The organism is Wolbachia endosymbiont (group A) of Cydia strobilella, assembly GCF_964026745.1.
Lineage (GTDB): Bacteria > Pseudomonadota > Alphaproteobacteria > Rickettsiales > Anaplasmataceae > Wolbachia > Wolbachia pipientis.
Genome location: NZ_OZ034694.1, coordinates 1,172,352 through 1,197,286 on the forward strand (window position 1 = coordinate 1,172,352; position 24,935 = coordinate 1,197,286).

Sequence of the window (24,935 nt, forward strand, 5' to 3'; positions counted from 1 at the left end):
AATGGTATTAGCACTATGCATGATGAACAAGGTAATCAATCTGTAAAAGATATCCTAGAAGATATAAAAAAAGCTATATCGGGTAAAAACGCGAGTAACGATAAAGCAGAAATAAAGGATGAAAATGATGATGTGCTATACCTTGAGGAAGAGTATCCAGAAGAAATAGAAGAAGATGGCAAAAAAGAAAATAATGAAAAAGAGGACATTGATAATGATGACCAAAGTGAGGAAATGGCTTGCAACAATAACCAATTTAATGGCCATAGCTACAATTCAGAAGAAAAAAAAGATATTTATTTGTACGATAATATCCAAATGAGTAATAACAAAGCGAGTAATAGCGGCTTACAAGCGCAAAATAACGATCATCTAATTTTAAAAGAGAATATGGAAGAGATCAAAGCGTTGCTTGGAAAAATGCAAAACGAATTACAGCATAAACAACAAAAAAAAGCGAACCTTACTGTTGAAGAATTAGTTACATCTCTTTTAAAACCTCAGCTCTCAGAATGGCTGAATAAATATCTACATGCACTGGTAAAAGAAGTAGTTGAAAAAGAGCTTAAAGATATAATCAATAATAAGTAGGGTATTAGCAATAAAAACTAGAGTAAAGACGGCTAGAGGCAGAAAACTATCTTCAACAAGGTGGCTACATCGTCATTTGAATGATCAGTATGTGCAAAAAACTAGCAAGGATGGTTATAGGTCACGCTCAGCATATAAGCTGGTAGAAATGGATAACAAATTTAAATTATTCCAAGAAGGGCAAAAAATTATTGATCTTGGTGCTTCTCCTGGTGGATGGTCACAAGTTGCATCTCAGAAAGGTGCAAATGTGGTTGCTCTTGACGTAAAACCAATGAATGCAATTAATGGAGTAGAGTTTATACAATGTGATATTATCAATGAGTTTGAAATTTTAAGAGAAAAATTCAAGGATCAAAAATTTGATGTAATTTTATCTGACATGGCGCCCGAATCTTGTGGTTTAAAATCGTTGGATCATATCAGAATTATGCTTTTATGCGAAGCAGCGCTCAATTTTGCAAAGCATTTCTTGAGCCATGGTGGCACGTTTGTAGTAAAAATTTTCCAAGGAGAATCTGATAAAGATTTTTGTAACGAGCTAAAAAAAATGTTTAAAACAGTAAAATACTTTAAACCAAAGTCAAGTAGATCTGAATCTACAGAAATGTATTTGGTAAGTTTAGGCTTTATTGGCAGCAAACCTTCTATATAATATTAATCCAGGTAGTTCGCAGAAACGAAAAACTTCCTTGACAAACTCCGCCAGCCCCCTTATCATAAAATTGAAGCTATTGTATTTGCTTTCGCCAATCTGCAGATTAAAAGGTAAGGATTACTTAATGTATCGGCGTCTTATGTTCAATTTTTTGCAGTATATAGATACTGTATGTCTTTACAAAACTTCATCTACATCTAGATTTTTATCTAAATAAGCTGAACGCGCTTATAAAGCGTTACAAGACATCAAAAAATGCCAATACTCGACAGAGATAGTAAAAGACTAGCTAACTCGGGGATTCTTTGTCTTTTTTTCTGCTTAGTAAATTTCTTAAACATTTGCAGCGTAGGTTAGTTGCAATTAAAAGCAGCTGAATTTCGCTTGTCAAGCGTTTAAAACATAAAAAACGCCAATATTTTAAAGCAGATAATAACCCCAGGGCTTCTTTTGCCTTTTTTTTTATTTGGTAAATTTCTTAAATATTTATAGCTAAACGACAATCGTCATCCCAGCGGGATCTGGAGATACCGCGGCGGTATGACGGTTCGCGACGGCATGACGATAAGGTTTATATCTTGTCATCCCAGTGCTTGACACTGGGATCCAGGAATTTTATTAAGTTGGTGAGCATAAAAATAGCTGTTTTACGTTAAAATACAATGTTTTGATGATTATGGAAAGGCTGGATTCCAGACTGGAATGACACCATAGGGGCACTGCCATCATAAAGGAACCAGTGTCGGCTACTCGGATGACATCATAGGGGCGCTGGGATGACACCCTGACAATCGTCATCCCGCTACTTGTTAGCGGGATCTGGAGATACCGTGACGGTATGATGAGGGAGAACAGTTAGCGGATGAGATATCGCGAATGAATCGTGGTATGACGGTTCGCGGTGGCATGATGTAGGACTGCTGTGACACCATTATAGAGTGAATCAGTGTTAGCTACTGGGATGACAGACAAGAAAATGTTTGTGACTAATTTTTAGATCAAACATGGAATTTCGACAAACTTAACTTTTTTGTGAGACTGTTCAGCAATAATAAATAAATTGAGAGGAAAGGTTATGGCAATAAAAAAGGAAAAGTTTTTTGAAATAATAAATGAGGTAAGCAAGAGTGAAGGTTTAAATGAGAATAATTTACTTGAAAGAATAGGGAGTGAGCTAAAAGATGCAGACTCAAAAGTATATAGCACTTGTAACAATTTGAAGATAGATAAGATATTCAGTATATTAGATTCAGACAAAATTGTAAATTATATGTTGGTACATCTTGCTGTGGAATGTAACAGTGTACCAATAGTAAAACTCCTACTAGCAAAGGAAGCAAAAGTTAATGAACCAATATATGAACTTGATGGAGCTAAGTCTCAATTAACTGCTTTGCACATTGCTGCTTTGCATGGTCATCAAGAGATAGCTCAGCTTTTATTGAACAATAACGCAAATCCTTCACTAAAAGATAGTCAAGGCCAAACTCCAAGGGATGTTGTTGGCAATGTAGAAGGTAAAAAGGCTATAATAAAAACGTTAGAGGAAGGAGAACAACGCTATGCTGAGGCAAGAGCTGCGAGAAGACAACCTTATAGACAAGGCACTTTACTGCAGTCTAATAATAAAACTCCAGGAAATTCAGCTGTGGGCGGAAATAGAATAACTGCTGCAGTGCAAGCATGGAATGCAAGAGATCAGAAAGAGAACAACGGAACTACACCAAACAGCAGAGAAATCTATGTACAAGATGAGGATGAACAGACTTCTTCAAACTCAATCACTAATGAAAACAATATAAGAGGTTGTCCGGAAACTAGTAAATTCAAGCATATTCCCTCTTTAACATAACCCTACTCATAGCTAGGTATATGAAATTCTCAGTGGATGTTGTGAGTAAATCATACTCCTTCGATAGCCTTCTATTCCTATTAACCCAAGCAAAAGTCCTTTCTACAACCCATCTTCTTGGCTGTACTTTAAACCCTTGTTCTCTTGTTGGTAGTAGCTCAGGTGGCGTATCTTTGTGCACCCAAAATCTACATGGAGGCCTTTTAACAATTTCAATATCTATGTCATATTCTTCCTTTATGTGATTCTTTAAATTTCTTCCTTGGTATCCCATGTCAGCCCACATTTTTTTAACTTTAGTATATTTTGTTCTCATATTGTTTAATGCTATTTTAATACCATCTCTATCATTTTCGTTAGCAGCGCCTACGTAACAACCTAGTATAAAACCCTGAGTGTCTGTAATTATATGCCTTTTTCTACTCTTTACTTTTTTACTTCCATCATAGCCTTTGATCCCCCCTTTTCTGTAGTCTTTACAGATTGACTATCTACTATACAGGCACTCGGCTGCTCATTCCTTCCTATTTTTCTTCTACTATATTTTGTAATTTCATAATTCATTTTCTCAAAAATTCCCTGCTTCTTCCATTGCCTGAACTGCTCATACACAGTCTTCCATAGCGGAAAATCATTTGGTAAATACCGCCATTGACACCCTGTACGCAATACATAGAAAATTGCTTCTAATATTTCTCTTTTGCTATACTTTGGCGGCCTTCCTCCTTTCTTGTATGATACTCTGAAGTGTTTTTCTATTCTTGCCCATTCCCTTTCGCTTAGATCTGTTGGATACTTTTTTCTCATCTTTACCCCGTACTAAAATTTCAGATATTATAGCCTTTTACTTGTTTCCGGACAACCTCTAAACAAAGTAGATGATACATTAGAAAGAGAACCGGCTAAAAGAGATGCTGTGGCGCAAAAGTTGCAAGAGGCAGAACAAAGATCTGCCAATAATCAGAAGCGCATAGAACATAATGACTTGCACAGTCAACATCCAGAGCAGTATACTACATATAATGGGGAACAGACCTTTTTAAATAAAAGTAATAGTGACGATAGTGGAATATATTTTGATGCAGATGAATCTGAAGCTTTAGGCAAATCTATATTAGAAAATGAAGAAAACATTGATGGAGAAGACATTGATGCACAAGATGAAAATGGATTGACTTTTTTACATCGTGCTGCTGCAAGAAACAATAAAGAATCAGTGGAACTTTTGGTAAAATGTGGAGCAAAAGTTGATGTACAGGATAAAGATGGACTGACCCCTTTACATTATGCTGCTGTATATGGTTGTGTAGAGATTGCAGAATATCTAGTAGAAGGTGGAGCAAATGTTAATGCACAAGATAAAGCTGAGTATACTCCATTATGTTACGCTCTTGCAAATGACAAAAAAGAATCAGCCAACCTTTTGATGAAATATGGAGCAGATCGCTCATTGATAAAGGATGAAGGCCTAATAGATAGACTAAACGGTATGTATGGTCAGCTATCTGAGGTTGTATCTGGTACTTCTTCCCATTCCAAAACACACAACGCAATGGAAACTCCAGAAGAAGCAGAAAAGGTTAAAAAAAGTAAAGTTAAGTTAAAAGAATTACGTACTCAGCTAAAGGATAAGCAGAAAAAGAATGAATTGCTAAAACAACAAATACAAGATCTAGAAAGTGAAAAAGCAACGCTTAAGGATAAATTAGACAAAACAGAAAGTCAGCATTCTAAAACAGAAGTGTTGTTAGAAAAAGCGCAAAAAGAACTAGAAGAATCAAAAAGTTGTATAGCTGGATATGGGACTAAGTTGAAAGAATTCAATAAAGAGAATGAATCACTGACACAAAAAATAAAAAGTCTGGAGAATGAAAACACACCACTTGAGGGTGAACTGGGCAAAACTAAAACAAATGAAGTGTCACTAGAAAAAGTAGGAAAAAGACAATTTTCCCCAAAAGTTGCCTACGCGAGCCTTGCAGCTATGTTAGCAGTAGGTGCTGCTCTTAGTATTGCTTCCGGATTGTCTGCTCTATTAATAGTTGCAGCTTCTGTGGTATCTGCACTGATAGCCGGTGGCATTACATACACAATATCAAAACCCATCGCTCCTGACACTGAATTGAAAGAAGTGGATATTCAAGGTTCAGCACAACGGTGTTTGTAAAACTTAGCACCCACAGTTGTACGAACATTGCAATTTGCAGATGCAAGTAGCTGCACTGGAATCCCAAAAAAGGATGATGTCATTCCAGTCTGGAATCCAGCCTTGCCGTAATCTCATCAAGAACGTTGTGTTTTAACATAAAACGGCTACTTTTATGCTTACCAACTTAATAAAATTCCTGGATCCCAGTGTCAAGCACTGGGATGACAAGAAGAGGGTACTTGGATAAGAGTCATTGCCCTCCTGGTAGGCCCAAATTGCAATGTTCGTACAGTTATGAGTTACACAGTAGTGCGAATTTTTTACTTTGGTAGTTTTTTTATTACAGTTATAATCATAAAAGTAGTTGAGTTTAATTAATATGAAAACTTTTACGAAAAGCTCTAAGAGTAAGGGAAAAAAGCTGGAGGAGTTTGATAAGGAAATTGAAGATATAACAACTATAGCTCAAGATAAATTTGCACATGAACTTGAGAACATCGCATATGACAGTGTGCAAAAATTTCGCAGTCTGCTTGCTAAAGAGTTAAACTCCACCTTCAATAATATTCATTCTCAAAATGTCAATCTACTAAAATCCAGCCTAGTTGAATATGCTATAAGTTCAAATTTTATTAACAAAAAAGGAGAAACAGCTTTAATACGTTCTCTTCTTAATATATTCATACGATAAAACACTCAGAGTTGTTGCTGCGCCAATTTAACTTAATGTTGCATGCAAGCTGCATAGCTAAAGTAAGTAAGATTTGCCCCACGCTGTCACGAGGTAAACCTTACTTATTCTAGCTATATCAAAAAGGAGGGTTATTATGTCAATAAGATCTACTTCACCAAGAATATCTGTGCAACGTAAATTTAAGCCTGAATCTTTTCCAGTTACTTTAGAAGAGGTTAAATCTTTTTTACGCATTGAGAACGACCAGGATGATAAGTTGATTTCAGATCTAATTTTTATGGCAACTGATTACGCTGAATGGCATATGGAAAAGTCACTGGTGAAACAAACATGGCAAGTTTCATATGAAGATTATGTACCTCGTAGGATCTATTTAAGCTATGGCCCTGTGAGTAAGATAGTATTGGCTACTGCAATGATGTCTAAAAATCAAGAGAAGAGTACACTTAAGTATTATTTTAGTGATGTAGGGGGCTACGTTGAGTTTTTCAATTGTTTGAATGCAATAAGAGTTGATGTTGTATACGAAGCTGGTTATGACAATGTTCCTGAGCAGATAAAACTAGGTATTATGCGGCATGTTTCTGCTCTTTACAAAAATCGTGAATCGGAGGTAAGTAGCCATTTATCTGAAGTGAAGAAGGTATATTCTCCATTTCGCGAACCAAAGGTTGTTTTGTAGCTCTTTCTGGTCATTCAAACTGGGCTACTACGTCATACCGTTACGGATAGATCCCGCTAACAAGCAGCGGGATGACGAGTTTCTATATATCTTTCGAGGGTTAATTATGAAAAAAATTCAAGCTATAAACGAGTTGTACAGTAGCATTTATGAAGCACTAAAAGCAAACTCTGATTTAAGGAAATATGTTACTAACATTTATGACTACTTACCTAAACAGGTCACCATTCCTTACCTGAGATTGCGTGTAGTGAATTATAATAACCTGCATATGCTGTCCAATTTTGCTACAAAGGCAAGATTTTCATGCGACATATATACTTATCATATAGACAGTATGTTTGCCATTATAAGGCATATTAACTTGATACTTAAGAGCATTGAAGGTTTTAATAATGAGGCCATTTTAGAAAGTAATTGTGCTATGGATCAGCACGATGAAATTTTACATTCAACAATTAATTTTGATATTTTAATAAAAGGAGGTGATAATGAGCAAATTACAGCTAAAAATTAAAGATCATGACAATAATTTTATTGTGTTAAATAATATAAGAAACCTAAGGTTTACTTTGCGTAATAACAGAGAAGAGGTGAAAGATATTTCTTCTTTTGGCTGGAGGAAAGTGCTCGATTGTGCTGGAAGCAGACACATTACGATAAAAATTAATGGAATTTTAGACTCTGTATTAGCTGATGAATTATTACGTAATTCTGCTATGCTAAACTCTAATAATGATTATGAAATTAGTTTTAATGCTAAGGAAAAGATAAGGCTTAGGTGTTCAGTTGAATTGTATGAGAGGTATTATGATCCTGTTACTTTTGACAGCTTTACTGTCGTTTTAGTCAGTGCTGAAGTTGTAAACGCTTTTCATTAATGTTAATTTAATCTTTTTATATACAATAGTAACTGGTGAGAATTTTAACTAAATTAAAAAAAATCATGAACGACAAAGACCTTTTCGAGGAAGACGGTGATAATATTGAAGAAAATAACGATGATAAAAGAGAGAGAAGTTTAGAAAATGAAAATCAGCAAAATCAAGAAGAACAACACAAAGAGGAAGATAAGCAATACATAATACAGTATATTCAAGAATATTTAAAAGCTTTTGAGGATATTCTAAATCAGATCGACGAAGGAATTGACAATTTAGATAGTTACGAAAGGACTATGCAAATAAAGCGAAGTATAGATAGGCTCATAGAGACTTTATATAGTCAGGCTGCGTCCGAAGATATTGATGCAGAACTTGAAACCACAAAGCATACTCGCGATAAATCAGAATCTATGAAAAGAGTTAGAGAAAAGAGAAGAAAGCAAGTGATAGAAGAAGTATTAAGTAGCATGTTTGCCCAGCAACAAAAGGAGCTAATGAACGCTAAACACTTAAGTCATGGACATGAAACAGCAAAAGATGGGGATGTCCACGAAGCAAAGGAAAAAGTGAAGTCTTCAATCAGGGGAGTGTTGTTTTCGGTGATTGCTCATAGGATGGATCCAAGAAGGAGGGCAGGGGAAACTGCTGACGGTAACGAAAAGCAAGCTCATATATATGGCAGGGAAGCAGTTGGTGGAGCTTTAGGTGCATTGTTAAAAACGTTTTTAACAGCAGTTATTGCCGTTGTGCGTGAAATTGCTAAGCCACTTCAGAAACCGGAAACATCTTTTGCAAAACAAGTTGAAGAAAGCAGAAACGCAGATTCACAAAAGGGTCGATCTGTGTAGATTTCTCCTTGTAATAATCTTTCGATTCTACTGTCTGTTAATTCAAATTAGGGTTATAAAATTTTAGAAGCCAGCTCTTATATAACCAATTTATAGCAAGAAATTACGATACAAAAATCAGCGTCCGTTAGAAAATAAACATAACACAGGGTGATAGAGTTGCCCCTATCCATAAGCGTCAGTTAAGCTCAAAATTGTAAGCTTAAAATATGGTTGAATAATTATTAATAATAGTATATAATTATTAACGTTTTTCAGGCATTTTTGTTATGGGTGCGCCAAGTAAGCGTTTAGAATACAGTTGGTGAAAATCCAACTTAGGCAAAGTCTAGCCAACAGCCTAGAACAGACCATTATGCTGCGTGAGGTAACGAGCGTAGTAAAGCTAATGGAATGGACAATATAGGGTGCAATGAAAAATGACCTTACCCAGAAAAAGTGGAGAGAAAGTGTGGAATGTTTTTTACAAAAAGAATGATGCATCAAATTGTTCTGGAATGCAATAGTTAATAGTGACGTTGTTTGTTATAAAAAATTTCTATGTATTCAAATATTGCAGTTCTAGTTTGTTGAGCAGAGTGTTGTGAAGTATCAATAAGTATTTCTCTTTTCAATGAGCTAAAGAAGCTTTCTGCAACAGAATTGTCGTAACAACAGCCTTTATTACTCATCTATATTCTTTACAGCTAAGAGATATTGATACCCTTGCGCAGTATATTGTGAACCTTGGTCACTGTGCAGCAGTAGATTTTTAACAGGTTTACGCCTATTAATGGCCATTAATAAAGAGTTCATAACCAATTGTTTATTTATTGCACTACTCATTAACTACCATACGTGAGAATTATTGCTGCCAAATATAGCCATCCCTCCTTGGTTTTGATGTAAGTAATCCCATACTTTATTTGGTTGATCAACAATAAAGTTTTGATCTAGTATATTGGGAGCTACAGCTCTATTATCTGTTTGTTGTTTTTTAATTTTAAACTTTCTTCTCAGTATAGCCCTGATGTCATTTTTCTGCATAATACTTTGCACCGTTTTCAAATTGCAACTTTTACCCAAAGCCTTCAATTCAGCATGAATTTTAGGAGCTCCATATCTACATTTAGAAACTTGATATATTTTTTGAATAGCTTCGAGTAGCTCTTTATTTGCTGATTCTCTACTGCTTATTTTTCTTGTGGTCCACTTATAGTAGCCACTAGCAGAAAATCCTACATAATTCCTGTACTTTATAGCAGTTACTATATAAAAAAATATTTTACTCTTTTTGACTGGCCAGGGCTTTTTTTTAAATGTCTCTTTCCCTTGTTACTCTTGCTTTGTAAATCAAACCTCTCTTTGTCGTAAGGAGCCATGTTACCTCTACCTGGAAATGCATTGCCGCTGACTTTTTTTCGTTATATTTCTTCATCCATTTTCCTAATAAACCACCCTTTATTCCTAAATCTCTTGCTATTTTTGTAATTGTTTGACCTGCCTTTCTTTGTTCATTTGCCAGTTTAACAGCTTCCAATTTGAATTCTGCTGTATATTCTCTTACCATTTCTAATCCTCCAAAATTTTATTTTACCCAAAAAAACTCTTTTCTTTCTCTCCACTTTTTCTGGGTAAGGTCAGTCTTTAGGCACCCAAACAAAGGGAAATGCTGGATAAAAAGAAAATACTTTAAAAAGTATAATAACGATAACTGGCGTTTTATGACAAGTAACAAGATACATTTTATTATACACAGCGATCATGTTATTAAACGACATATCAAAGTGCAAAAAACCAGATCTCCATATGATGGTGATTGGGTTTATTGGGGTAAACGTCTGAGAAAAATACCAGATAAGTCATTAAGAGTAATAAAACTATTGAAGTTACAACAAAGTAAATGTGATAATTGTAGACTATGGTTTAAAAGTGATGATACAATAGAAATACATCACAAAGACCGGAATAGACGAAACAACATGATCAAAAACTTATCTTTGTTACATGGACATTGTCACGATGAATTACACAGGAGGTGTGCATGAAAAGCTCCAAATTGGAGAGAAGCCGTATGAGGCGCAAAGTCTCACGTACGGTTTTGAAGTCGAGTGAGGAGGGGCGACCTTCTTCACTTAGACAACAATATGCAGATGAAACTACGGAAGAAGACTTAAGGAAAATAGCAGAAAAATCACCAATAATAAAGTTAGCCTACGATGAATTAGACAGGTTTAGCTGGAATGAAAAAGATTTAGTAGCATATGAAGAAAGAATAATGGATCTGCGGAAAGAAGAAGGCATCCTCGCTAAAAAACTTGATGAGGGAAAGATTGAAGGAAAGATTGAAGTAGCAAAAAACCTACTTAAGGCTGACATCTCTATTGATATTATCTCTCAGACAACCGGCCTTCCTCAAGCTGAGATTAAACGACTTCAGGAAGAAATCACCTAAAAGGCTAATGATCAACGAAAAAATTGTAAGAGAGAACTTAAAAAAAGTCATAGAGCAAAAAAGCGGTAAAGATGTGATCGCTCTTGGCATAATATCCTCAATTATTATTAAAGGTCAAGATGTTGGTTTTGTGCTTGAAGTTGCCGGTAACACGCAAGCAAATGAAGAATTAAGAAGAAATTGTGAGCAAGCTGTTAAAGCTATACCGGGGGTGACAAAAGTGACCGTGGTTGCTACTTGTCAAAAACAAACTGGGCAACAAAAAGCTAAATTACATATCGAAGGAGTGAAAAATATAATCGTTGTGGCCTCTGGTAAAGGCGGTGTGGGCAAGTCCACAGTTGCGCTAAATCTTGCTCTCTCATTAGCAAAGTTAAAACACAAAGTTGCGCTGGTTGATGCAGATATATATGGTCCTTCAATTCCTAAAATGCTTGGCGCTGAAAAATTAAAGCCAGAAATACAGGATAGTAAAGCAATGCCTATAGAAAAGTATGGACTGCATACTATTTCAATTGGCTATTTTATCGATAAAGATCGTGCAGCAATATGGCGCGGACCTATGATTACAAAAGCACTTTATAGTCTGCTAATGGGAACAAAATGGTCCGATATAGAGTATTTGATAATTGATACACCACCTGGAACTGGCGATGTGCATTTAAGTCTTATGGAAAATTTTAACTTAACTGGGGCGATAATAGTTTCAACTCCACAGGAGCTCTCTTTAATCGATGCTCGCAAAATTTATGATATGTTTACAAAGCTCAGCGTACCGGTTATTGGCATTGTAGAAAATATGAGTTATTTCATTCAAAGCGGCTCAAAAATATACATATTTGGAAAAGACGGTGCAAAAAAAATGTCTGAGGAGCTGGGCATCAAACTTCTAGGCAGAGTTCCTCTAGATCCACAAATATGCCATGCTTCTGATTGCGGAAATCCTTTAATGTTAAGTGAGGATTTGGCAGAGATTTATGAAGACATTGCTCAAAGTATAGTTAAACAATAGAATAAGCGTGAGAAACATGCGAATCAAAGTCCTCTTTTGTTAGTTACAAAATAGACTGCTTGCATAACCATTATTTACATGAAAAATTAGCAGCTTTTGTCATTCCAGCGCGTGACGCTGGAATTCAGAAAAAAAGAAGAATGGATCCCAGTGGGCTTTGTTGCATCGCTCTTCGGATAGTAGGTAACGCACAATAAATTTATGAAGCTATCTCAAATTTAGCCATACCAATATCAGTGAACTTATTGAGCAAATAGCATTTAACAAGTAGTTCCTTCTCTCTATTTGTCTCAGATTTATTCCTAAAACTAAACCCGAATGTTTGTTTCAGTCGCGAGAAAAAACTTTCTATATAAGATCTTTTTCCATAACTCATCTCTTTTTTCCACTTCTTTATACTATCTTCATCATATGACTTTATGAGCTTGACTGCAGAATTTCTCTCAGCCATATAGTCTAACTTTGGATGCTCTGCTGCGTTGTTTTTCGGAGGAATTTTCGTTTTTATACCATATTGATTACACAGCTTATAGAGCTTTTCTCTGTCATATGCCCTATCTGCATATAGTACTTTTATGACATACTGAAAATCGACTTCTTTTAGCAAATCACAAGCTCCATAGTGATCAGAGTAGACACCGTTACTGTATTTTACAGCTATGGCTTTTTTGCTGTTTGTATTCAACATTACATGCAATTTTCTTGTCTGTTCATAGCTGCGATACTTTCTATCTTCGCTATTTTCTTTGCTATGACCAGGAGTGTTGTTGTATATACTAATTCCTGTACTGTCTATAGCAATTTCGATATCTTCCATATTATTTTTATCAATTCTGCAATCATTGATCTTAATATTGAGTTTCTTAAACCTTCTTGATGATTGTGAATAGCTGATAACTTGCAAATTTTTCCCAATTTGCTCAAGGTATCCTGCTATAAACCCAACTGTTTGCCTCAGGCCTATTCTAAATAAACAAGTTATTATGTGCACCAAAATTACAACTTTATCGCTATAAATATTGTTGCCACCTGGTATTTTTGGACCATTCTCGTACCACTTTTCTATGGCTTCGTTGATATAATGAAAAATATTTCCTCTTTTTTCTAGAAATTTGTTATATTCGCTATGGTTACTGACCCTCATTTTTTGTGGCATATTTTTTCTTTCAAGGTTAAATGGCTATTTTATAATGAATTTTGTCAGTAGCCACCAGATTTTTTCAGTTGCTATGCAACAAAGCCATTCCAGTGTCAAGCACTGGGATGACACCTTTATGTTTGAGGCAAAACCGGCCATAGCATTTAACACACTGCCTTCGCAAAATGTTCGTACAGTTGTTCGTTACGTGCTGGAATGACAAGGTGGAGTGTCTTTAGATGTCATCCAAGTAGCTGACACTGGGATCTAAAAAATTTAATTTATATATAAAGTTTGTTTAAACTATTTTCAAAACAGATAAAATATAATTTTACAATTAGCGTAAATAAAATGAATTATGATGTAATCATTTCAGGTGGTGGGTTACTTGGTCTTATTACTGCCATTGGCCTCAGTTGTGACTCTGTGTCTGTAGCTGTGATTGAAAAAAATAGTTTACCACGTGTAGTAGATGACAACCGAGCATTTGCTATTTCTCAAGGTTCGAAAAAAATATTGGAAAAATTAGGGATTTGGCAGTTTATAGAAAGCGAAGCTGAGCCAATACTTGATATATGCATATTAGATGCGGTTACTGTGCATTACAATCATAAAATGGTTGGTGAAGAACCAATGGGTTATGTTATTAACAATGCCACTATATGGAATGCAATCAACAATAATTTTTTGAATAAACTAAATATATACTCTCCACATTCCTATAAAACAATTGCTTGTGATTCAGGATATGTGGAAGTTATTCTTGATAATAACCAGGAATTAATATCATCGCTACTTATCTGCGCTGAAGGCAAGAACTCTAAACTACCAGAGTTATTTTCTATACCGACAGCGAAATTTGATTATAAACAAAGTAGCATAGTATTTAATGTAAAGCATGAACTGCATCACCAAAACTTAGCTGTAGAGCGTTTTTTTCCTGGCGGTCCATTTGCAATTCTACCGATAAAGGATGGCTATACTTCTTCGATAGTTTGGACAGAAAAATCTGGAATTTCAAAAATGCTAATGGATCTGTCTGAAGAAGAATTTATTATAGAGCTTAAAAAAAGATTTGGTTCTTATTTAGGAAAGATAAAACTAGAGGGTGAAAGAAAACTTTATCCTTTAAGTTTTGTTTTCGCAAAAAAGTTATATAAGGGTAGAGTTTTGCTTATCGGCGATGCAGCACATTCAATTCATCCAGTTGCAGGTCAAGGGCTTAATCTTGGAATTAGAGATGTAGAAAGTATTATAAAGCACGTAGTTGCCGCAAAAGCATCTGGTATTGATGTTGGCAGTAGTTATTTATTAAAGAAAATTTCACGTAACAGATACTTTGATAATTTTACAATGGCGCTTGCAACTGATGGATTAAATAGGATGTTTTCCAACAGAATATTCTGCGCTAAAGCACTAAGAAATCTTGGCTTGATTGCAGTTGAAAATTCAAATTTCCTCAAAAAACGCTTCATTCGGCATGCTATGGGATTTATATAAATCACTATTTTATAGCTAATGCAAGTCAGGTTTCCCACGGCATACCGCCGCGGTATCTTGGCCGCTAACACGTAGCGGGATGACGAATGTATCTGTTCAGCAGTTGTGTTAAAAGTCAATAGAAAAATTGATGTAGCTGTGGATAAGTACTTTTATCTGTATAAACGTGCTTATCCACAGCTATACTGGCTCTTAGATAGAAACAGACAGAGAGTTATATTCCTCAGTAAAAACCCTGTCATCTCTGACTAAAGAGTTAGCAAGAATAAGCAATTTCCTCATGGCAGCAGTGGAAGCAATTTTATATGGCTTTTTATATTGACTATATAATCTAGTAAAGAAAGGTTTGATATCGGAATTAGGGGGGGAGGGGGGGATGTATGGTCCCAGAGTGTGATGGTATGATAAAATATGAGAAAACAATACCATCAAAGGAGGAATTATGGGACAAATATTACATGGGTGCGCCAAAACAACAGAGACAATTCGTAGAGCAATACAAAATAGTAAAGAGAGCATAGCAAAACTCTCCAGGTACTATAACCTTAATCCAAAAACTATCATTAAATGGAGAAAACGGTCTTTTGCCAAAGACGCTGATATGGGTCCGAAGCATGCAAGATCAACTGTTTTAACTTTAGAAGAGGAGGCTGTAATTGTTGCATTTCGTAAGCATACTCTATTGCCATTAGATGATTGTCTCTACGCTTTGCAAACCTCAATCCCACACTTGACTCGCTCTAGTCTACATCGTTGCTTACAGAGGCACAGCATTAGCAGACTACCAGATGTTGATGGCGAAGTTAAACCAAAAAAGAAATTCAAACAATATCCTATAGGCTATTTCCATATTGATATTGCAGAAGTTAGAACAGAAGAAGGAAAGTTATATTTGTTTGTTGCAATAGATAGAACATCCAAATTTACGTATGTTGAGTTGCATAAAAGTGCTACAAAACCTATAGCTGCTGAGTTTCTACGTAATTTGATTAAAATTTTACCATATAAAATCCACACTATTTTGACAGATAACAGTGTACAATTTACCAACCAAAAACGCCATAAATACGCTTTTCAACATATATTTGATAGAGCTTGTGAAGAAAATGACATTGAACACCGTCTAACAAAAGTTAGCCATCCTTGGACAAATGGGCAAGTTGAGCGTATGAACAAAACTTTAAAGAATGCCACTGTTAAGAAGTATTACTATCAGTCTCACCAGCAACTCAAAGAGCATCTTTATGACTTTGTTATGGCCTACAATTATGCTAAAAGACTCAAAACTCTTAAGGGTCTTACACCTTTTGAGTTTATATCTTTACAGTGGACAAAATCTCCTGAATTGTTCATACTAAATCCACACCATCACACTCTGGGACCATACACTTCCTGTGTTTCGTAATATTATACAATCAAATTGATAAAAGCTGTATTATCTCCTTGCAGCATTAAGTGTATATTTTTTGCTATTTTTTCCACTAAGGGAGTAACATTATCAAAATTTGAAAATTTTGATAACACATAATCTGCTAAGCTTCTTTGATCTTCAGGTCTACCCACTCCAAATCTCAAGCGCCAATAATCGTTGCCAATAAAACTATCTATGGATTTAAGTCCATTATGTCCAGCAGAGCTACCACCTTTCTTTATTTTTATTCTTCCAAGTTCCAAATCAGCGTCATCGTGTATGACAACAATATTATCTAGCGATAATTTGTAAAAATTTCGTATTTTTGCAACAGGGATGCCTGAATTATTCATAAATGAATAAGGCTTTATTAACATGATTTTATTATCATTAATTATGCCAGAGGTTATTAGATAATCGGCTTTTTTAGAGAACGACTGGAAATTCCAATATTTGCAAATTGTATCAACTACGATGAAGCCGATATTATGATAAGTTAACTCATATTGACCACCAGGGTTACCAAGCCCAACTATCAGGTGCACTATTCCTCTGTTTCTGCTTGAGGTTCTTCAACGTCACTATCGGCAGCAGAAATTGTAACAATGGTAAAATTTTCTTCTTCATGAGCTACAAACTTAACACCTTCTGGTAATTTTACATCATTAATATGTATAGACTGGCCAATCATTTTACCGGATAAATCAACTTCAATAACCTGAGGTATTTTATCAGGAGAGCATTTAACAGCAATAGAACGACACAAAACATTAAGCACTCCACCTAATTTGATTCCTGGAGCTTTACTTTCATTCACAAATGATAGAGGTATGTCTATTTTAATTTCACTGCCTTTATCAACAAACTGAAAATCAACATGTTGCACAGTATCCTTTACTACATGCAATTGGATATCGCGAACAAGAGCATATTCCTTTTTGCCCGAAATATTCAGCTCTATCAAATGTGCAGAAAGAGAGCCTGACTTATATTGCTTTGTGAATTCCTTTGCAGACAATGTCAAATTTACATTATCATGGCCCTTTCCATATATGATTCCAGGGATGTTTCCTTTCTTCCTTAGAGAATGCATCGCTTTTGTTTTTGTTATATCACGTAACTCTGCATTAATTGTTACTATTTCCTGTTGCGTCATCGGTTACTCCTATTCAGCTAATCCTTTTAATATAATTTAATAATAATATAACATAAAAATATTTATTTCAAACTTCATTCTTTCATACTAATTGTTTGTGAAAGGATTTATTTAGATATATATTTAAGCTTATTTAACAAGAACTATGGGCATTGACGATAAAGTAGTTTTTAGGATTTATAAACCAACAAGAACTGCAACACAATCTGGTTTAGGTAATACAAATTTCTGGCACCTAAAAATTGAATCTGGCTCTTACTACATTGAACCTTTGATGGGGTGGGTTGGCTCAAAAGATCCAAAAAAACAGATTGTATTAAAGTTTGATTCTCTTGAAAAAGCAGTATTCTACGCAAAAAAACGCAACGTTAAATACATAATTGAAATGCCAAAAAATGTTAAGAGGCTGCCAAAATCTTACGCAAGCAATTTCATACTAAAGTAAGTTGCACAACAAATGGTGTTATGCAAGTAGCTGACACTGCTCTCCTTTGTCATCCCAGTGTCAAGCACTGGGATGACACCATTTGTTGTAAACTCACTTTTACTCTATGGTTATACTACCTTGCCGCTATCCTGAACGGATACAAAGTAAGTTTTATTGTGATGTGCTCATCTGTAAAAAATAAGACTTAATCTCACTGTTGATCATGGATTTTAAGTTGTGCTAGCACACTGCGGCCATTTAGAGAGTCAAGATTTTTAACCTGGCTAGCCAGTATTAAAGAGTTATTTTTCAGGTATTTCTTTACAAGGCTTGCAAGTCTTTTTGGATTATTCAAATAGCTCCATTCTGCTTGTAAAACTTTTATATCACTTTGTACTAAATTAATTTCACTTTTTATTTTTATTAGCTCTCTATTTAACGACTGAACATGTAATTTTACCTTAAATAGTCCTACAATGCTAAGAAAAAACATAACTATTGAGATGATGCAGAAAGTTCTCACGACAACCTCTGTATAGCTCTTAGTTTTGCTGAGCGTGAACGCGGATTTGCACTTACTTCTTCTATACTTGCTTCGATCACTTTTTTATTTAGCAGAGAGAATGTCTTGCAATCAGTAGCACATAAATCTTTAAAAAAAGTTTTGACTATACGATCTTCTAAGGAATGAAAGGTGACGACAATTAATTTGCCATTCTCACTTAAAATCTCAGATGCAGCTTTAATACCCTTTTCAAGTTCTCCCAGCTCATCGTTTACCCATATTCTGATTGCCTGAAATGTTCTGGTTGCAGGATCAATTTTGCTTTTTCCACGAAATACCACGGAACGTACAATATCCGCAAGCTCAAATGTAGTTTTGATAGTTTTCTTCTTCCGTGCATTTATTATTGCTCTTGCAATTTTGCGAGAATGACGTTCGCCTCCGTAGTTATATATAGTATTTGCGATTTCTTCTTCGCGTAAAGCGTTAACAAACGTTGAAGCGTTTATATAAGAAGAGTTATCCATGCTCATATCGAGTGGACCATCATGTAAAAATGAGAACCCTCTATCTCCGTTATCAAGCTGCATAGATGAAACTCCGATGTCAAAGACCACTCCATCCACCCCGTTTGATGTCATTCCAGCGCGTGACCAGTTATTTTTTCCAGTATCAAGTACTGGGATGACAGGAGATGGCTCAACGCTGCTTAGTATACTTTTAATATTACTAAACTTCTCAATGAATAGTTTTATTCTATCTGGATATCTAACGCTTAAATCATCATAAAACTTAGTTACCGTTTCATCTCTATCAATTGCATATACTTTGCAATCAGCTGACTCCAATATTGCTTTGCTATACCCTCCAGCTCCAAATGTGGCGTCCACGTATATGCCACCATCCTGCGGTGATAGTAGTGATAGCATCTCTTTTAACAAAACTGGAGTGTGTGTCATATCAAAAAATTTAAGTACAGTTGGTGTAGATATCCTACTCTACTCTACTCTTCACATCAATTTTATTTATGTACATAGATTTTCTTGCCAAAATATGGTATCTTATCGGAATATATGAGCAATAATATTAAAATCAAGGTTTAATATTGTTAATATAATATTCACATAACGTTCACATTTTTTTTTATATATAAGATCAAACAGGCTATAGGGAAATTATGCAGCAAATAACAAAAGTAATATTTTCAAGTTTGATTTGTAACACTTTATTGTGGTATGACCACATGCTTTTTGGCCACTTAATAAACATAATAGGTGGTGTGTTTTTTCCATCGGATGATCAACTAACCAGCGTATTGAAGGCTTTTGGAGTGTTTGCAGTGGGTTTCTTAATGAGACCAGTCGGTGCTGCTATATTTGGTCACATTGGTGATAAACATGGCAGAAGAGTTGCCTTATTGCTCTCGATTATATTAATGACTTTATCAACCGTATTAATTGCTTTTGTTCCAGGTTATCAAAGCATTGGAATACTAGCATCAATTCTGGTAGTTTGTTTAAGGCTATTGCAGGGTATATCCCTTGGAGGAGAAGCAGGAAATGCACCATTTTTAATAGAACATGCTCCTAAAAACAAAAAAGGATTTTTTGGCAGCATTGAAGTATTAAGCGCAATTTTTGGTTCAGTATTAAGCCTGATAGCGGTACTCATATGCAAAAAAGTATCTGATTTTGAATCTTGGGGGTGGAGATTACCTTTCATTTTCAGTTTAGCAATGGGATTAATTAGCATATATATGAGATATATACTTGATGAAAGCCCAGAGTATAAAAGACAAAAAAATCCGTCTAAATTGCCACTAAAAGAGTTATTAAACAATTACAAAAAGCCTGTTCTAATATCAATAGGTATTGACTTGGTTGAAAATGCGTCTCTCTATATATATTTGGTATTTTTCAATGTGCTTACGAATAAAATATTAACAGTAAATACTCATTTTAATCATATAGTGGAAATACTGAGTCAAATTGCGCTCGGAGGATTGACAATATTGTTTGCAATACTTTCTGATAAGGTAGGAAGAGAAAAAGTTATGAAATTTGCATTTATAGCTTTTGTAATAGTGAGTTATCCAGTTTTTTCAATGTTATGTAGTGGCAATTACTTGCTGGCACACATTCTTTTTATAATTCCAATAGCTGCATCGCTTGGTCCTGTCAGTGCACTTATGTGCGAATTATTTCCAACAAAGGTTCGGTACAGTGGATTTGGTTTATCAAGAAATATAGCTGCTGGATTTTTTGGCGGCCTTGCACCATTTATATGCACAACAATTATCAAGGTTACAGGACAAGAGACTTCAGCTAGTTTTTACATGATTTTCTGTGCATTAATTGGGCTAGTTGCTATATCGCAAATTAAGGGTGAGCTTTCTTCAAAATTACCCAAAGTAAACCAAGTATAGTTGCAGTATAGCAGAATTTAAAAAAATCTAATTATAAGGTGGGAAATGCCAATTCTTAGGTGATAATGTGAATATTTCAGCACCATCTTTTGTTACTCCAAGTGTATGCTCAAATTGAGCAGAAAGTGAAAGATCGCGTGTTGTTACTGTCCAGTCATCGAGTTTACTGAGCAGAGTCTCATGTTTTCCAGCATTAATCATTGGCTCTATTGTAAAAAACATACCTTCCTTTAAGACAAGATCTTCATCTTGATCATAGAAATGCACTACATTTGGTGGAGCATGAAAGACTTTTCCTATACCATGTCCGCAGTAGCTGCGTACGATAGAATATCCAAAATCTCTAATATATTTCTCTATAGCAAGCCCTATTTCATTTAACTTATTGCCGGGCTTAACTTGTTTGATTGCTTCCATCAACGCATTATAAGTAGCGTCACATAAACGTTTTGCTTTTATTGATGGCTTGCCAACCCAAAACATGCGACTTGTATCACCATGCCAGCCATTTAAAATCACCGTAACGTCAATATTCAAAATATCCCCATCTTTAAGCGGTGTATCATCAGGAACACCATGGCACACAACGGCATTTTTTGAAGTGCAAATTGATTTTGGATACCCCCTATAGTTTAGTGGTGCTGGAATTGCACCTGCATTAATTATAAAGTCATGGCATAGATCATTTAATTCATTAGTTGTCACCCCTACCTTTACGTACGGTGCAATGAAATCAAGAGTTTCAGCAGCAAGCCTGCCAGCCTTGCGCATAAATTCAAAATCTTCTTGTGAGTGTATAGTTATGTTCATATTTTCCATGTCTTATTGTAATTGGTACGCTTACTCGCAAGTACATAAACATAACAATTTTACATATTATAAAAATAAGTCCTATGGATCCTAGTGTCAAGTCATTTGTATGAAAGGTGGTAAAACAGAAATCTAGACTGTAACTTTTGATTTAACCCAATTATACAATTTACTCATTTTACCATCCTGACCTAAAATACCAGAGTTATTTTTATAAAAAGTGTCAACTATTAGCTTTATAGAACCTATAGCAGCAGAAAATACAGGATTTTTATCATATTCGCCATCAAGACCGCTACAAGACTCAGGGCACCCAATTCGAACTTGCTTATTGAATATATAGCCTGCAATTTCCTTCATGCTTGTGAGTTGACTAGTTCCACCTGTGATCACTACTTTATTAATTGGATCTTTCTGCTCTTGAAATTGCTCTCTTACCATTTCAAGTATTTCTTCAACTCTTGGTCTTATAATGTTAATAAGCTCAGATTTGAATACTTGAGTAGGTTCATCATTTTCACTATTTTGCACTGTAATATATTCGTTCTCATCTATTGAAGTTACGATAGTGCTACCATACAGTATTTTTATATACTCTGCACGTTCTATGCTTGTGCATAGCCCGTAAGCAATATCTCGAGTGATATGAACACCACCAATTGGAACGCTGCTTGCATACACAAGTTTCCCTCTTTTGAAAATTCCAATTGCAGTGCATCCACCGCCTATATCAACAATAGCAGTCCCGAGCTCTTTTTCATCTCCACTCAGACAGGCAAGACCTGCAGAATATGCAGAAGCAATACAACCTGCCATATTTAATCCACCATTATTGGTAATACAGTTTTCAATATTGGTAAGCGCTGGACGCGAAGCAGTGACAACATTAACATCAGCAGATAGTCTTTTTCCGTACAATCCACCAACTTCTTTTATGTCAGTCATGTCATCTAAGTGATATTTTAGTGGTATATTGTGAATGATAACATTGTCTTCAATATATTTCTCAAATGTTTGAAAAACTACACGTCTTATATCACGCTCAGAAATCTCATGGTTAGCTGCAATAATTTCATTATGTACATTGAAAGATGAGATGCCACATCCAGCAATGTTCACATATATCTGATCTATGGTTTCTTCTGATACTTGCTCAGCTAAACCTATAGTTGATGAGATGGAGTAATTTGCGTGTTTTACATTAGTTATCGACCCACCGTTTACACCTTCTGCAATCTTATAGCCCGTTCCTGTTACTTTATAGCTGAAGTTGCCATTTATTTTAACGATTAGACAAATAATCTTTGTTGTACCTATGTCTAAAACAGCAAAAACGTTTCTCTTTGGTTTTGCTATTACTGCAGAGTACATTAGTTAACCTTATTACGCAATTTCATTTAAATTGTAGCTTCCTTTAATAATTTATATTTCTATTATAGATATAGCAACATTTTAATATACACTAAATTCTGGACAAAAGGAAAAGCAAAACATAGAATTATAATTTTTATGTCCATATTACCAATTGTAATTGCCCCTGATGAAAGACTAATCACACGTGCCAGTGAAGTAACAGATATAAACGATAAAATTAAAGAATTAGTAAACGACATGTTCGAAACTATGTATGATGCAGAAGGTCTTGGCCTTGCTGCAGTGCAAGTTGGAGTGTTAAAGAGAATTTTTGTTATGGATATTCAGCTAGAAACGATTGAAAATGAGCCAGCAGGATATGGCTCAACTGGCAAATTTTACATGATTAATCCTGAGATTACAGAATTATCCGATGAACAAGTAATTCTCAAGGAAGGATGCCTTTCAATTCCAGAGCAAAGTCATGAAATTAAGCGTCCAAAGTATCTAACTGTGAAATATAAAGACTTAGATAATGAAGAACAAACACTAAAAGCTAGTGGTTGGCTTGCAAGGTGTATTCAGCATGAATTAGATCACTTAAACGGCATATTATATATTAGACATTTATCTAAATTAAAGTATGATATGGCCATGAAAAAAGCACAAAAGGTTAAAAAGCATTATGAGCAATAAAGACCTAGAATTATTAAAATTTTACCATGAAGTGGGCGTTGATTGCACACTAATGGAGGGTGAAGAGGAAAAAAAATTGGAGAGCAAAGAGAGTGTACAACCCTCTGTTATCCAAACTGGGACCAAGAAGAAAGATGCAGATACGCGCTGGGGTGACACTAAAGATGGAAAAGACATGTTTCCAAGTGACTGGATAATCGAAGCAAGGAAACTTGCAAGCAAATGTAATAGTGTGGATGAACTAAGAAGTGCAGTTGAATCATTTGAAGGTTGTGAGATAAAAAAAACTGCAACTAATACTGTCTTTTCCGATGGTAATCCAAACGCAAAAGTTATGCTCGTTGGTGAAGCTCCAGGAGCAAATGAAGACCTTCAAGGCATACCATTTTGTGGTGCAAGTGGAATGTTGCTCGATAAAATGTTAAATGCAATCAATCTTGATCGCACTAAGGTATACATAAGCAATACTGTATTTTGGCGTCCACCTGGCAATAGAAAGCCAACCGACCTAGAGCTTGATATGTGCAGACCATTTGTCGAAAAACACGTTGCACTAGTTTCACCACAAATTTTAATTTTGGTCGGGGGAATCGCATGTTATAGCCTTCTTGACAGCACAAAAACTATATCGAATTTGCGTGGCAGATTTCATACGTACACTAACCAATATTTGTCCAATTCAATCACCACAGCCGCTATATTTCATCCAGCTTACCTACTTCGCCAACCAGCACAAAAACGTTTAGCCTGGGAGGATTTGAAAAAGATTAGGGAGTATCTTGATAACACCAATAACTGCACAAATACCTAATAAAGTGGTAGACCTCTTGCATAGTTTTTTGCAGCATGTTAACAATCGTTAGAAACGAAAAAACTTCCTTGACAAACTCCGCCAGCCCCCTTATCATAAAATTGAAGCTATTGTATTTGCTTTCGCCAATCTGCAGATTAAAAGGTAAGGATTACTTAATGTATCGGCGTCTTATGTTCAATTTTTTGCAGTATATAGATACTGTATGTCTTTACAAAACTTCATCTACATCTAGATTTTTATCTAAATAAGCTGAACGCGCTTATAAAGCGTTACAAGACATCAAAAAATGCCAATACTCGACAGAGATAGTAAAAGACTAGCTAACTCGGGGATTCTTTGTCTTTTTTTCTGCTTAGTAAATTTCTTAAACATTTGCAGCGTAGGTTAGTTGCAATTAAAAGCAGCTGAATTTCGCTTGTCAAGCGTTTAAAACATAAAAAACGCCAATATTTTAAAGCAGATAATAACCCCAGGGCTTCTTTTGCCTTTTTTTTTATTTGGTAAATTTCTTAAATATTTATAGCTAAACGACAATCGTCATCCCGCTGCTTGTTAGCGGGATCTATGCTTTGAGATACCGCGAATAAATCGCGGTATGACGTAGAGCTCGCGTTAGCTATACTTTTATGCTTACCAACTCAGTATCCAATCAAAATCCTGGATTTCAGTGTCAAGCACTGAAATGACACCAAAAGGGCTACTGCTGTTTTGGATGGAAACCAGTGTCAGCTACTTGAATCTGCCACGCAAATTGCCTGCAAATTGCAATGTTCGTACAGCTGTGCGTCATGCGCTGGAATGGCATCAAGGGGTAACTTTTTATTTAAACAATGATTGTAAAATGATTATAATAAGAGATCTATTGAAATTTTAAAGTTATTAAATATTGACGCTAT

The 24,935-nt window shown here is 35.3% G+C and carries 33 protein-coding genes; 20 read left to right on the plus strand and 13 right to left on the minus strand.

The window, feature by feature from the left end:
- The first annotated feature begins 15 nt into the window (after nucleotides 1-15).
- Both AAGD76_RS05945 and AAGD76_RS05950 read left to right on the plus strand, forming a co-directional pair.
- A complete protein-coding gene (locus tag AAGD76_RS05945; RefSeq protein WP_010082598.1) occupies nucleotides 16-591 on the plus strand; it encodes a PopZ family protein in 576 nt (191 codons plus the stop codon).
- 76 nt (nucleotides 592-667) lie between these two features.
- Nucleotides 668-1,246, plus strand: a complete 579-nt coding sequence (locus tag AAGD76_RS05950; protein WP_341820521.1) for an RlmE family RNA methyltransferase — start codon at nucleotides 668-670, stop codon at nucleotides 1,244-1,246.
- Between the two features lie 621 nt (nucleotides 1,247-1,867).
- Here AAGD76_RS05950 and AAGD76_RS05955 read toward each other — a convergent pair.
- Entirely contained in the window at nucleotides 1,868-2,047 is a 180-nt protein-coding gene (locus AAGD76_RS05955) for a hypothetical protein (RefSeq protein WP_341820522.1), read from the minus strand.
- 277 nt (nucleotides 2,048-2,324) lie between these two features.
- Between AAGD76_RS05955 and AAGD76_RS05960 the strand changes: the two genes are divergently transcribed.
- Nucleotides 2,325-3,101 carry an ankyrin repeat domain-containing protein gene (locus AAGD76_RS05960; RefSeq protein WP_341820523.1) on the plus strand — a complete coding sequence of 259 codons (777 nt, stop codon included), beginning with the start codon at nucleotides 2,325-2,327 and terminating at the stop codon, nucleotides 3,099-3,101.
- Here AAGD76_RS05960 and AAGD76_RS05965 read toward each other — a convergent pair.
- Nucleotides 3,076-3,908, minus strand: a protein-coding gene (locus AAGD76_RS05965) for an IS5-like element ISWpi1 family transposase (RefSeq protein WP_341820157.1) whose coding sequence is annotated in 2 segments (ribosomal slippage) — nucleotides 3,076-3,539 and nucleotides 3,539-3,908 — 834 coding nt in all. Because the reading frame shifts where the segments join, the coding sequence is not laid out codon by codon here. The genes AAGD76_RS05960 and AAGD76_RS05965 overlap by 26 nt on opposite strands.
- Before the next feature lie 109 nt (nucleotides 3,909-4,017).
- On the opposite strand from AAGD76_RS05965, the gene AAGD76_RS05970 reads away from it, so the two are divergent.
- From AAGD76_RS05970 to AAGD76_RS05995, 6 genes are all read left to right on the plus strand, one after another.
- Entirely contained in the window at nucleotides 4,018-5,268 is a 1,251-nt protein-coding gene (locus tag AAGD76_RS05970) for an ankyrin repeat domain-containing protein (RefSeq protein WP_341820524.1), read from the plus strand.
- Nucleotides 5,269-5,629: 361 nt separating this feature from the next.
- Entirely contained in the window at nucleotides 5,630-5,941 is a 312-nt protein-coding gene (locus AAGD76_RS05975; protein ID WP_264707050.1) for a hypothetical protein, read from the plus strand.
- Nucleotides 5,942-6,077: 136 nt separating this feature from the next.
- Complete coding sequence (locus tag AAGD76_RS05980; RefSeq protein WP_341820525.1) at nucleotides 6,078-6,626, plus strand: head-tail connector protein; 549 nt, start codon at nucleotides 6,078-6,080, stop codon at nucleotides 6,624-6,626.
- A 106-nt stretch (nucleotides 6,627-6,732) separates the two neighbouring features.
- Nucleotides 6,733-7,143 carry a DUF3168 domain-containing protein gene (locus AAGD76_RS05985; RefSeq protein WP_155968841.1) on the plus strand — a complete coding sequence of 137 codons (411 nt, stop codon included), beginning with the start codon at nucleotides 6,733-6,735 and terminating at the stop codon, nucleotides 7,141-7,143.
- On the plus strand, nucleotides 7,118-7,507 hold the full coding sequence (locus AAGD76_RS05990) for a phage tail tube protein (RefSeq protein WP_341820526.1): 390 nt from the start codon (nucleotides 7,118-7,120) through the stop codon (nucleotides 7,505-7,507). The genes AAGD76_RS05985 and AAGD76_RS05990 overlap by 26 nt, the downstream gene beginning before the upstream one ends.
- A gap of 65 nt (nucleotides 7,508-7,572) precedes the next feature.
- On the plus strand, nucleotides 7,573-8,358 hold the full coding sequence (locus AAGD76_RS05995; RefSeq protein WP_341820527.1) for a hypothetical protein: 786 nt from the start codon (nucleotides 7,573-7,575) through the stop codon (nucleotides 8,356-8,358).
- Between the two features lie 506 nt (nucleotides 8,359-8,864).
- On the opposite strand, the gene AAGD76_RS06000 is transcribed toward AAGD76_RS05995, so the two are convergent.
- From AAGD76_RS06000 to AAGD76_RS06015, 4 genes are read right to left on the minus strand one after another with little or no spacing between them, the layout of a single operon-like run.
- Nucleotides 8,865-9,029 carry an IS3 family transposase gene (locus AAGD76_RS06000; RefSeq protein ID WP_010082072.1) on the minus strand — a complete coding sequence of 55 codons (165 nt, stop codon included), beginning with the start codon at nucleotides 9,027-9,029 and terminating at the stop codon, nucleotides 8,865-8,867.
- Nucleotides 9,022-9,183, minus strand: coding sequence for a DDE-type integrase/transposase/recombinase (locus AAGD76_RS06005; protein ID WP_010082071.1), 162 nt, complete (start codon nucleotides 9,181-9,183; stop codon nucleotides 9,022-9,024). Before AAGD76_RS06005 ends, AAGD76_RS06000 begins: the two co-directional genes overlap by 8 nt.
- 3 nt (nucleotides 9,184-9,186) lie before the next feature.
- On the minus strand, nucleotides 9,187-9,621 hold the full coding sequence (locus AAGD76_RS06010) for an IS3 family transposase (protein WP_144078574.1): 435 nt from the start codon (nucleotides 9,619-9,621) through the stop codon (nucleotides 9,187-9,189).
- Between the two features lie 31 nt (nucleotides 9,622-9,652).
- Entirely contained in the window at nucleotides 9,653-9,907 is a 255-nt protein-coding gene (locus AAGD76_RS06015; protein ID WP_341820331.1) for a transposase, read from the minus strand.
- A 154-nt stretch (nucleotides 9,908-10,061) separates the two neighbouring features.
- Between AAGD76_RS06015 and AAGD76_RS06020 the strand changes: the two genes are divergently transcribed.
- The 3 genes from AAGD76_RS06020 to AAGD76_RS06030 are packed head-to-tail and all read left to right on the plus strand — an operon-like array spanning nucleotide 10,062 to nucleotide 11,804.
- Nucleotides 10,062-10,385 (plus strand): hypothetical protein, encoded by a 324-nt coding sequence (locus tag AAGD76_RS06020; protein ID WP_341820528.1) that lies wholly within the window; start codon nucleotides 10,062-10,064, stop codon nucleotides 10,383-10,385.
- Nucleotides 10,382-10,792, plus strand: coding sequence for a hypothetical protein (locus tag AAGD76_RS06025; RefSeq protein ID WP_341820529.1), 411 nt, complete (start codon nucleotides 10,382-10,384; stop codon nucleotides 10,790-10,792). The genes AAGD76_RS06020 and AAGD76_RS06025 overlap by 4 nt, the downstream gene beginning before the upstream one ends.
- A 7-nt stretch (nucleotides 10,793-10,799) precedes the next feature.
- Nucleotides 10,800-11,804, plus strand: a complete 1,005-nt coding sequence (locus AAGD76_RS06030) for an Mrp/NBP35 family ATP-binding protein (RefSeq protein WP_007548295.1) — start codon at nucleotides 10,800-10,802, stop codon at nucleotides 11,802-11,804.
- A gap of 199 nt (nucleotides 11,805-12,003) precedes the next feature.
- Here AAGD76_RS06030 and AAGD76_RS06035 read toward each other — a convergent pair whose 3' ends face one another.
- Nucleotides 12,004-12,960 carry an IS5 family transposase gene (locus tag AAGD76_RS06035; RefSeq protein WP_209472359.1) on the minus strand — a complete coding sequence of 319 codons (957 nt, stop codon included), beginning with the start codon at nucleotides 12,958-12,960 and terminating at the stop codon, nucleotides 12,004-12,006.
- Between the two features lie 73 nt (nucleotides 12,961-13,033).
- Between AAGD76_RS06035 and AAGD76_RS06040 the strand changes: the two genes are divergently transcribed.
- From AAGD76_RS06040 to AAGD76_RS06050, 3 genes are all read left to right on the plus strand, one after another.
- Nucleotides 13,034-13,162, plus strand: coding sequence for a hypothetical protein (locus AAGD76_RS06040; protein ID WP_341820530.1), 129 nt, complete (start codon nucleotides 13,034-13,036; stop codon nucleotides 13,160-13,162).
- 131 nt (nucleotides 13,163-13,293) lie between these two features.
- Nucleotides 13,294-14,442, plus strand: coding sequence for a 2-octaprenyl-6-methoxyphenyl hydroxylase (ubiH, locus tag AAGD76_RS06045; RefSeq protein ID WP_209473195.1), 1,149 nt, complete (start codon nucleotides 13,294-13,296; stop codon nucleotides 14,440-14,442).
- Nucleotides 14,443-14,884: 442 nt separating this feature from the next.
- Nucleotides 14,885-15,847: an IS481-like element ISWpi4 family transposase gene (locus tag AAGD76_RS06050; protein WP_006279689.1), complete on the plus strand. Its 963-nt coding sequence runs from the start codon at nucleotides 14,885-14,887 to the stop codon at nucleotides 15,845-15,847.
- Nucleotides 15,848-15,849: 2 nt separating this feature from the next.
- On the opposite strand, the gene pth is transcribed toward AAGD76_RS06050, so the two are convergent.
- Both pth and AAGD76_RS06060 read right to left on the minus strand, forming a co-directional pair.
- Nucleotides 15,850-16,398, minus strand: a complete 549-nt coding sequence (gene pth / locus AAGD76_RS06055; RefSeq protein WP_065094970.1) for an aminoacyl-tRNA hydrolase — start codon at nucleotides 16,396-16,398, stop codon at nucleotides 15,850-15,852.
- Nucleotides 16,398-17,009: a 50S ribosomal protein L25/general stress protein Ctc gene (locus tag AAGD76_RS06060; protein ID WP_010962412.1), complete on the minus strand. Its 612-nt coding sequence runs from the start codon at nucleotides 17,007-17,009 to the stop codon at nucleotides 16,398-16,400. Before AAGD76_RS06060 ends, pth begins: the two co-directional genes overlap by 1 nt.
- A 145-nt stretch (nucleotides 17,010-17,154) precedes the next feature.
- Here AAGD76_RS06060 and AAGD76_RS06065 point away from each other — a divergent pair, with 145 nt between their 5' ends.
- Nucleotides 17,155-17,454 carry an NADH dehydrogenase ubiquinone Fe-S protein 4 gene (locus AAGD76_RS06065; protein WP_010962411.1) on the plus strand — a complete coding sequence of 100 codons (300 nt, stop codon included), beginning with the start codon at nucleotides 17,155-17,157 and terminating at the stop codon, nucleotides 17,452-17,454.
- 193 nt (nucleotides 17,455-17,647) lie between these two features.
- On the opposite strand, the gene AAGD76_RS06070 is transcribed toward AAGD76_RS06065, so the two are convergent.
- Nucleotides 17,648-17,959, minus strand: coding sequence for a hypothetical protein (locus AAGD76_RS06070; protein ID WP_007548286.1), 312 nt, complete (start codon nucleotides 17,957-17,959; stop codon nucleotides 17,648-17,650).
- Nucleotides 17,956-18,900, minus strand: a complete 945-nt coding sequence (rsmH, locus tag AAGD76_RS06075; RefSeq protein ID WP_006279684.1) for a 16S rRNA (cytosine(1402)-N(4))-methyltransferase RsmH — start codon at nucleotides 18,898-18,900, stop codon at nucleotides 17,956-17,958. The genes AAGD76_RS06070 and rsmH overlap by 4 nt, the downstream gene beginning before the upstream one ends.
- Nucleotides 18,901-19,118: 218 nt before the next feature.
- On the opposite strand from rsmH, the gene AAGD76_RS06080 reads away from it, so the two are divergent.
- Nucleotides 19,119-20,366, plus strand: a complete 1,248-nt coding sequence (locus AAGD76_RS06080) for an MFS transporter (RefSeq protein WP_341811511.1) — start codon at nucleotides 19,119-19,121, stop codon at nucleotides 20,364-20,366.
- 27 nt (nucleotides 20,367-20,393) lie between these two features.
- Here AAGD76_RS06080 and map read toward each other — a convergent pair whose 3' ends face one another.
- Together map and ftsA are read right to left on the minus strand one after the other, a co-directional pair.
- Nucleotides 20,394-21,176: a type I methionyl aminopeptidase gene (gene map, locus AAGD76_RS06085; protein ID WP_095742848.1), complete on the minus strand. Its 783-nt coding sequence runs from the start codon at nucleotides 21,174-21,176 to the stop codon at nucleotides 20,394-20,396.
- A gap of 132 nt (nucleotides 21,177-21,308) precedes the next feature.
- Entirely contained in the window at nucleotides 21,309-22,547 is a 1,239-nt protein-coding gene (gene ftsA, locus AAGD76_RS06090; protein ID WP_264373898.1) for a cell division protein FtsA, read from the minus strand.
- Between the two features lie 138 nt (nucleotides 22,548-22,685).
- Between ftsA and def the strand changes: the two genes are divergently transcribed.
- From def to AAGD76_RS06105, 3 genes are all read left to right on the plus strand, one after another.
- Entirely contained in the window at nucleotides 22,686-23,225 is a 540-nt protein-coding gene (gene def, locus AAGD76_RS06095) for a peptide deformylase (RefSeq protein ID WP_010962405.1), read from the plus strand.
- On the plus strand, nucleotides 23,215-24,036 hold the full coding sequence (locus tag AAGD76_RS06100) for a uracil-DNA glycosylase family protein (RefSeq protein ID WP_264707057.1): 822 nt from the start codon (nucleotides 23,215-23,217) through the stop codon (nucleotides 24,034-24,036). The genes def and AAGD76_RS06100 overlap by 11 nt, the downstream gene beginning before the upstream one ends.
- Before the next feature lie 670 nt (nucleotides 24,037-24,706).
- Nucleotides 24,707-24,913: a hypothetical protein gene (locus AAGD76_RS06105; RefSeq protein ID WP_038250894.1), complete on the plus strand. Its 207-nt coding sequence runs from the start codon at nucleotides 24,707-24,709 to the stop codon at nucleotides 24,911-24,913.
- Nucleotides 24,914-24,935: the final 22 nt, after the last annotated feature.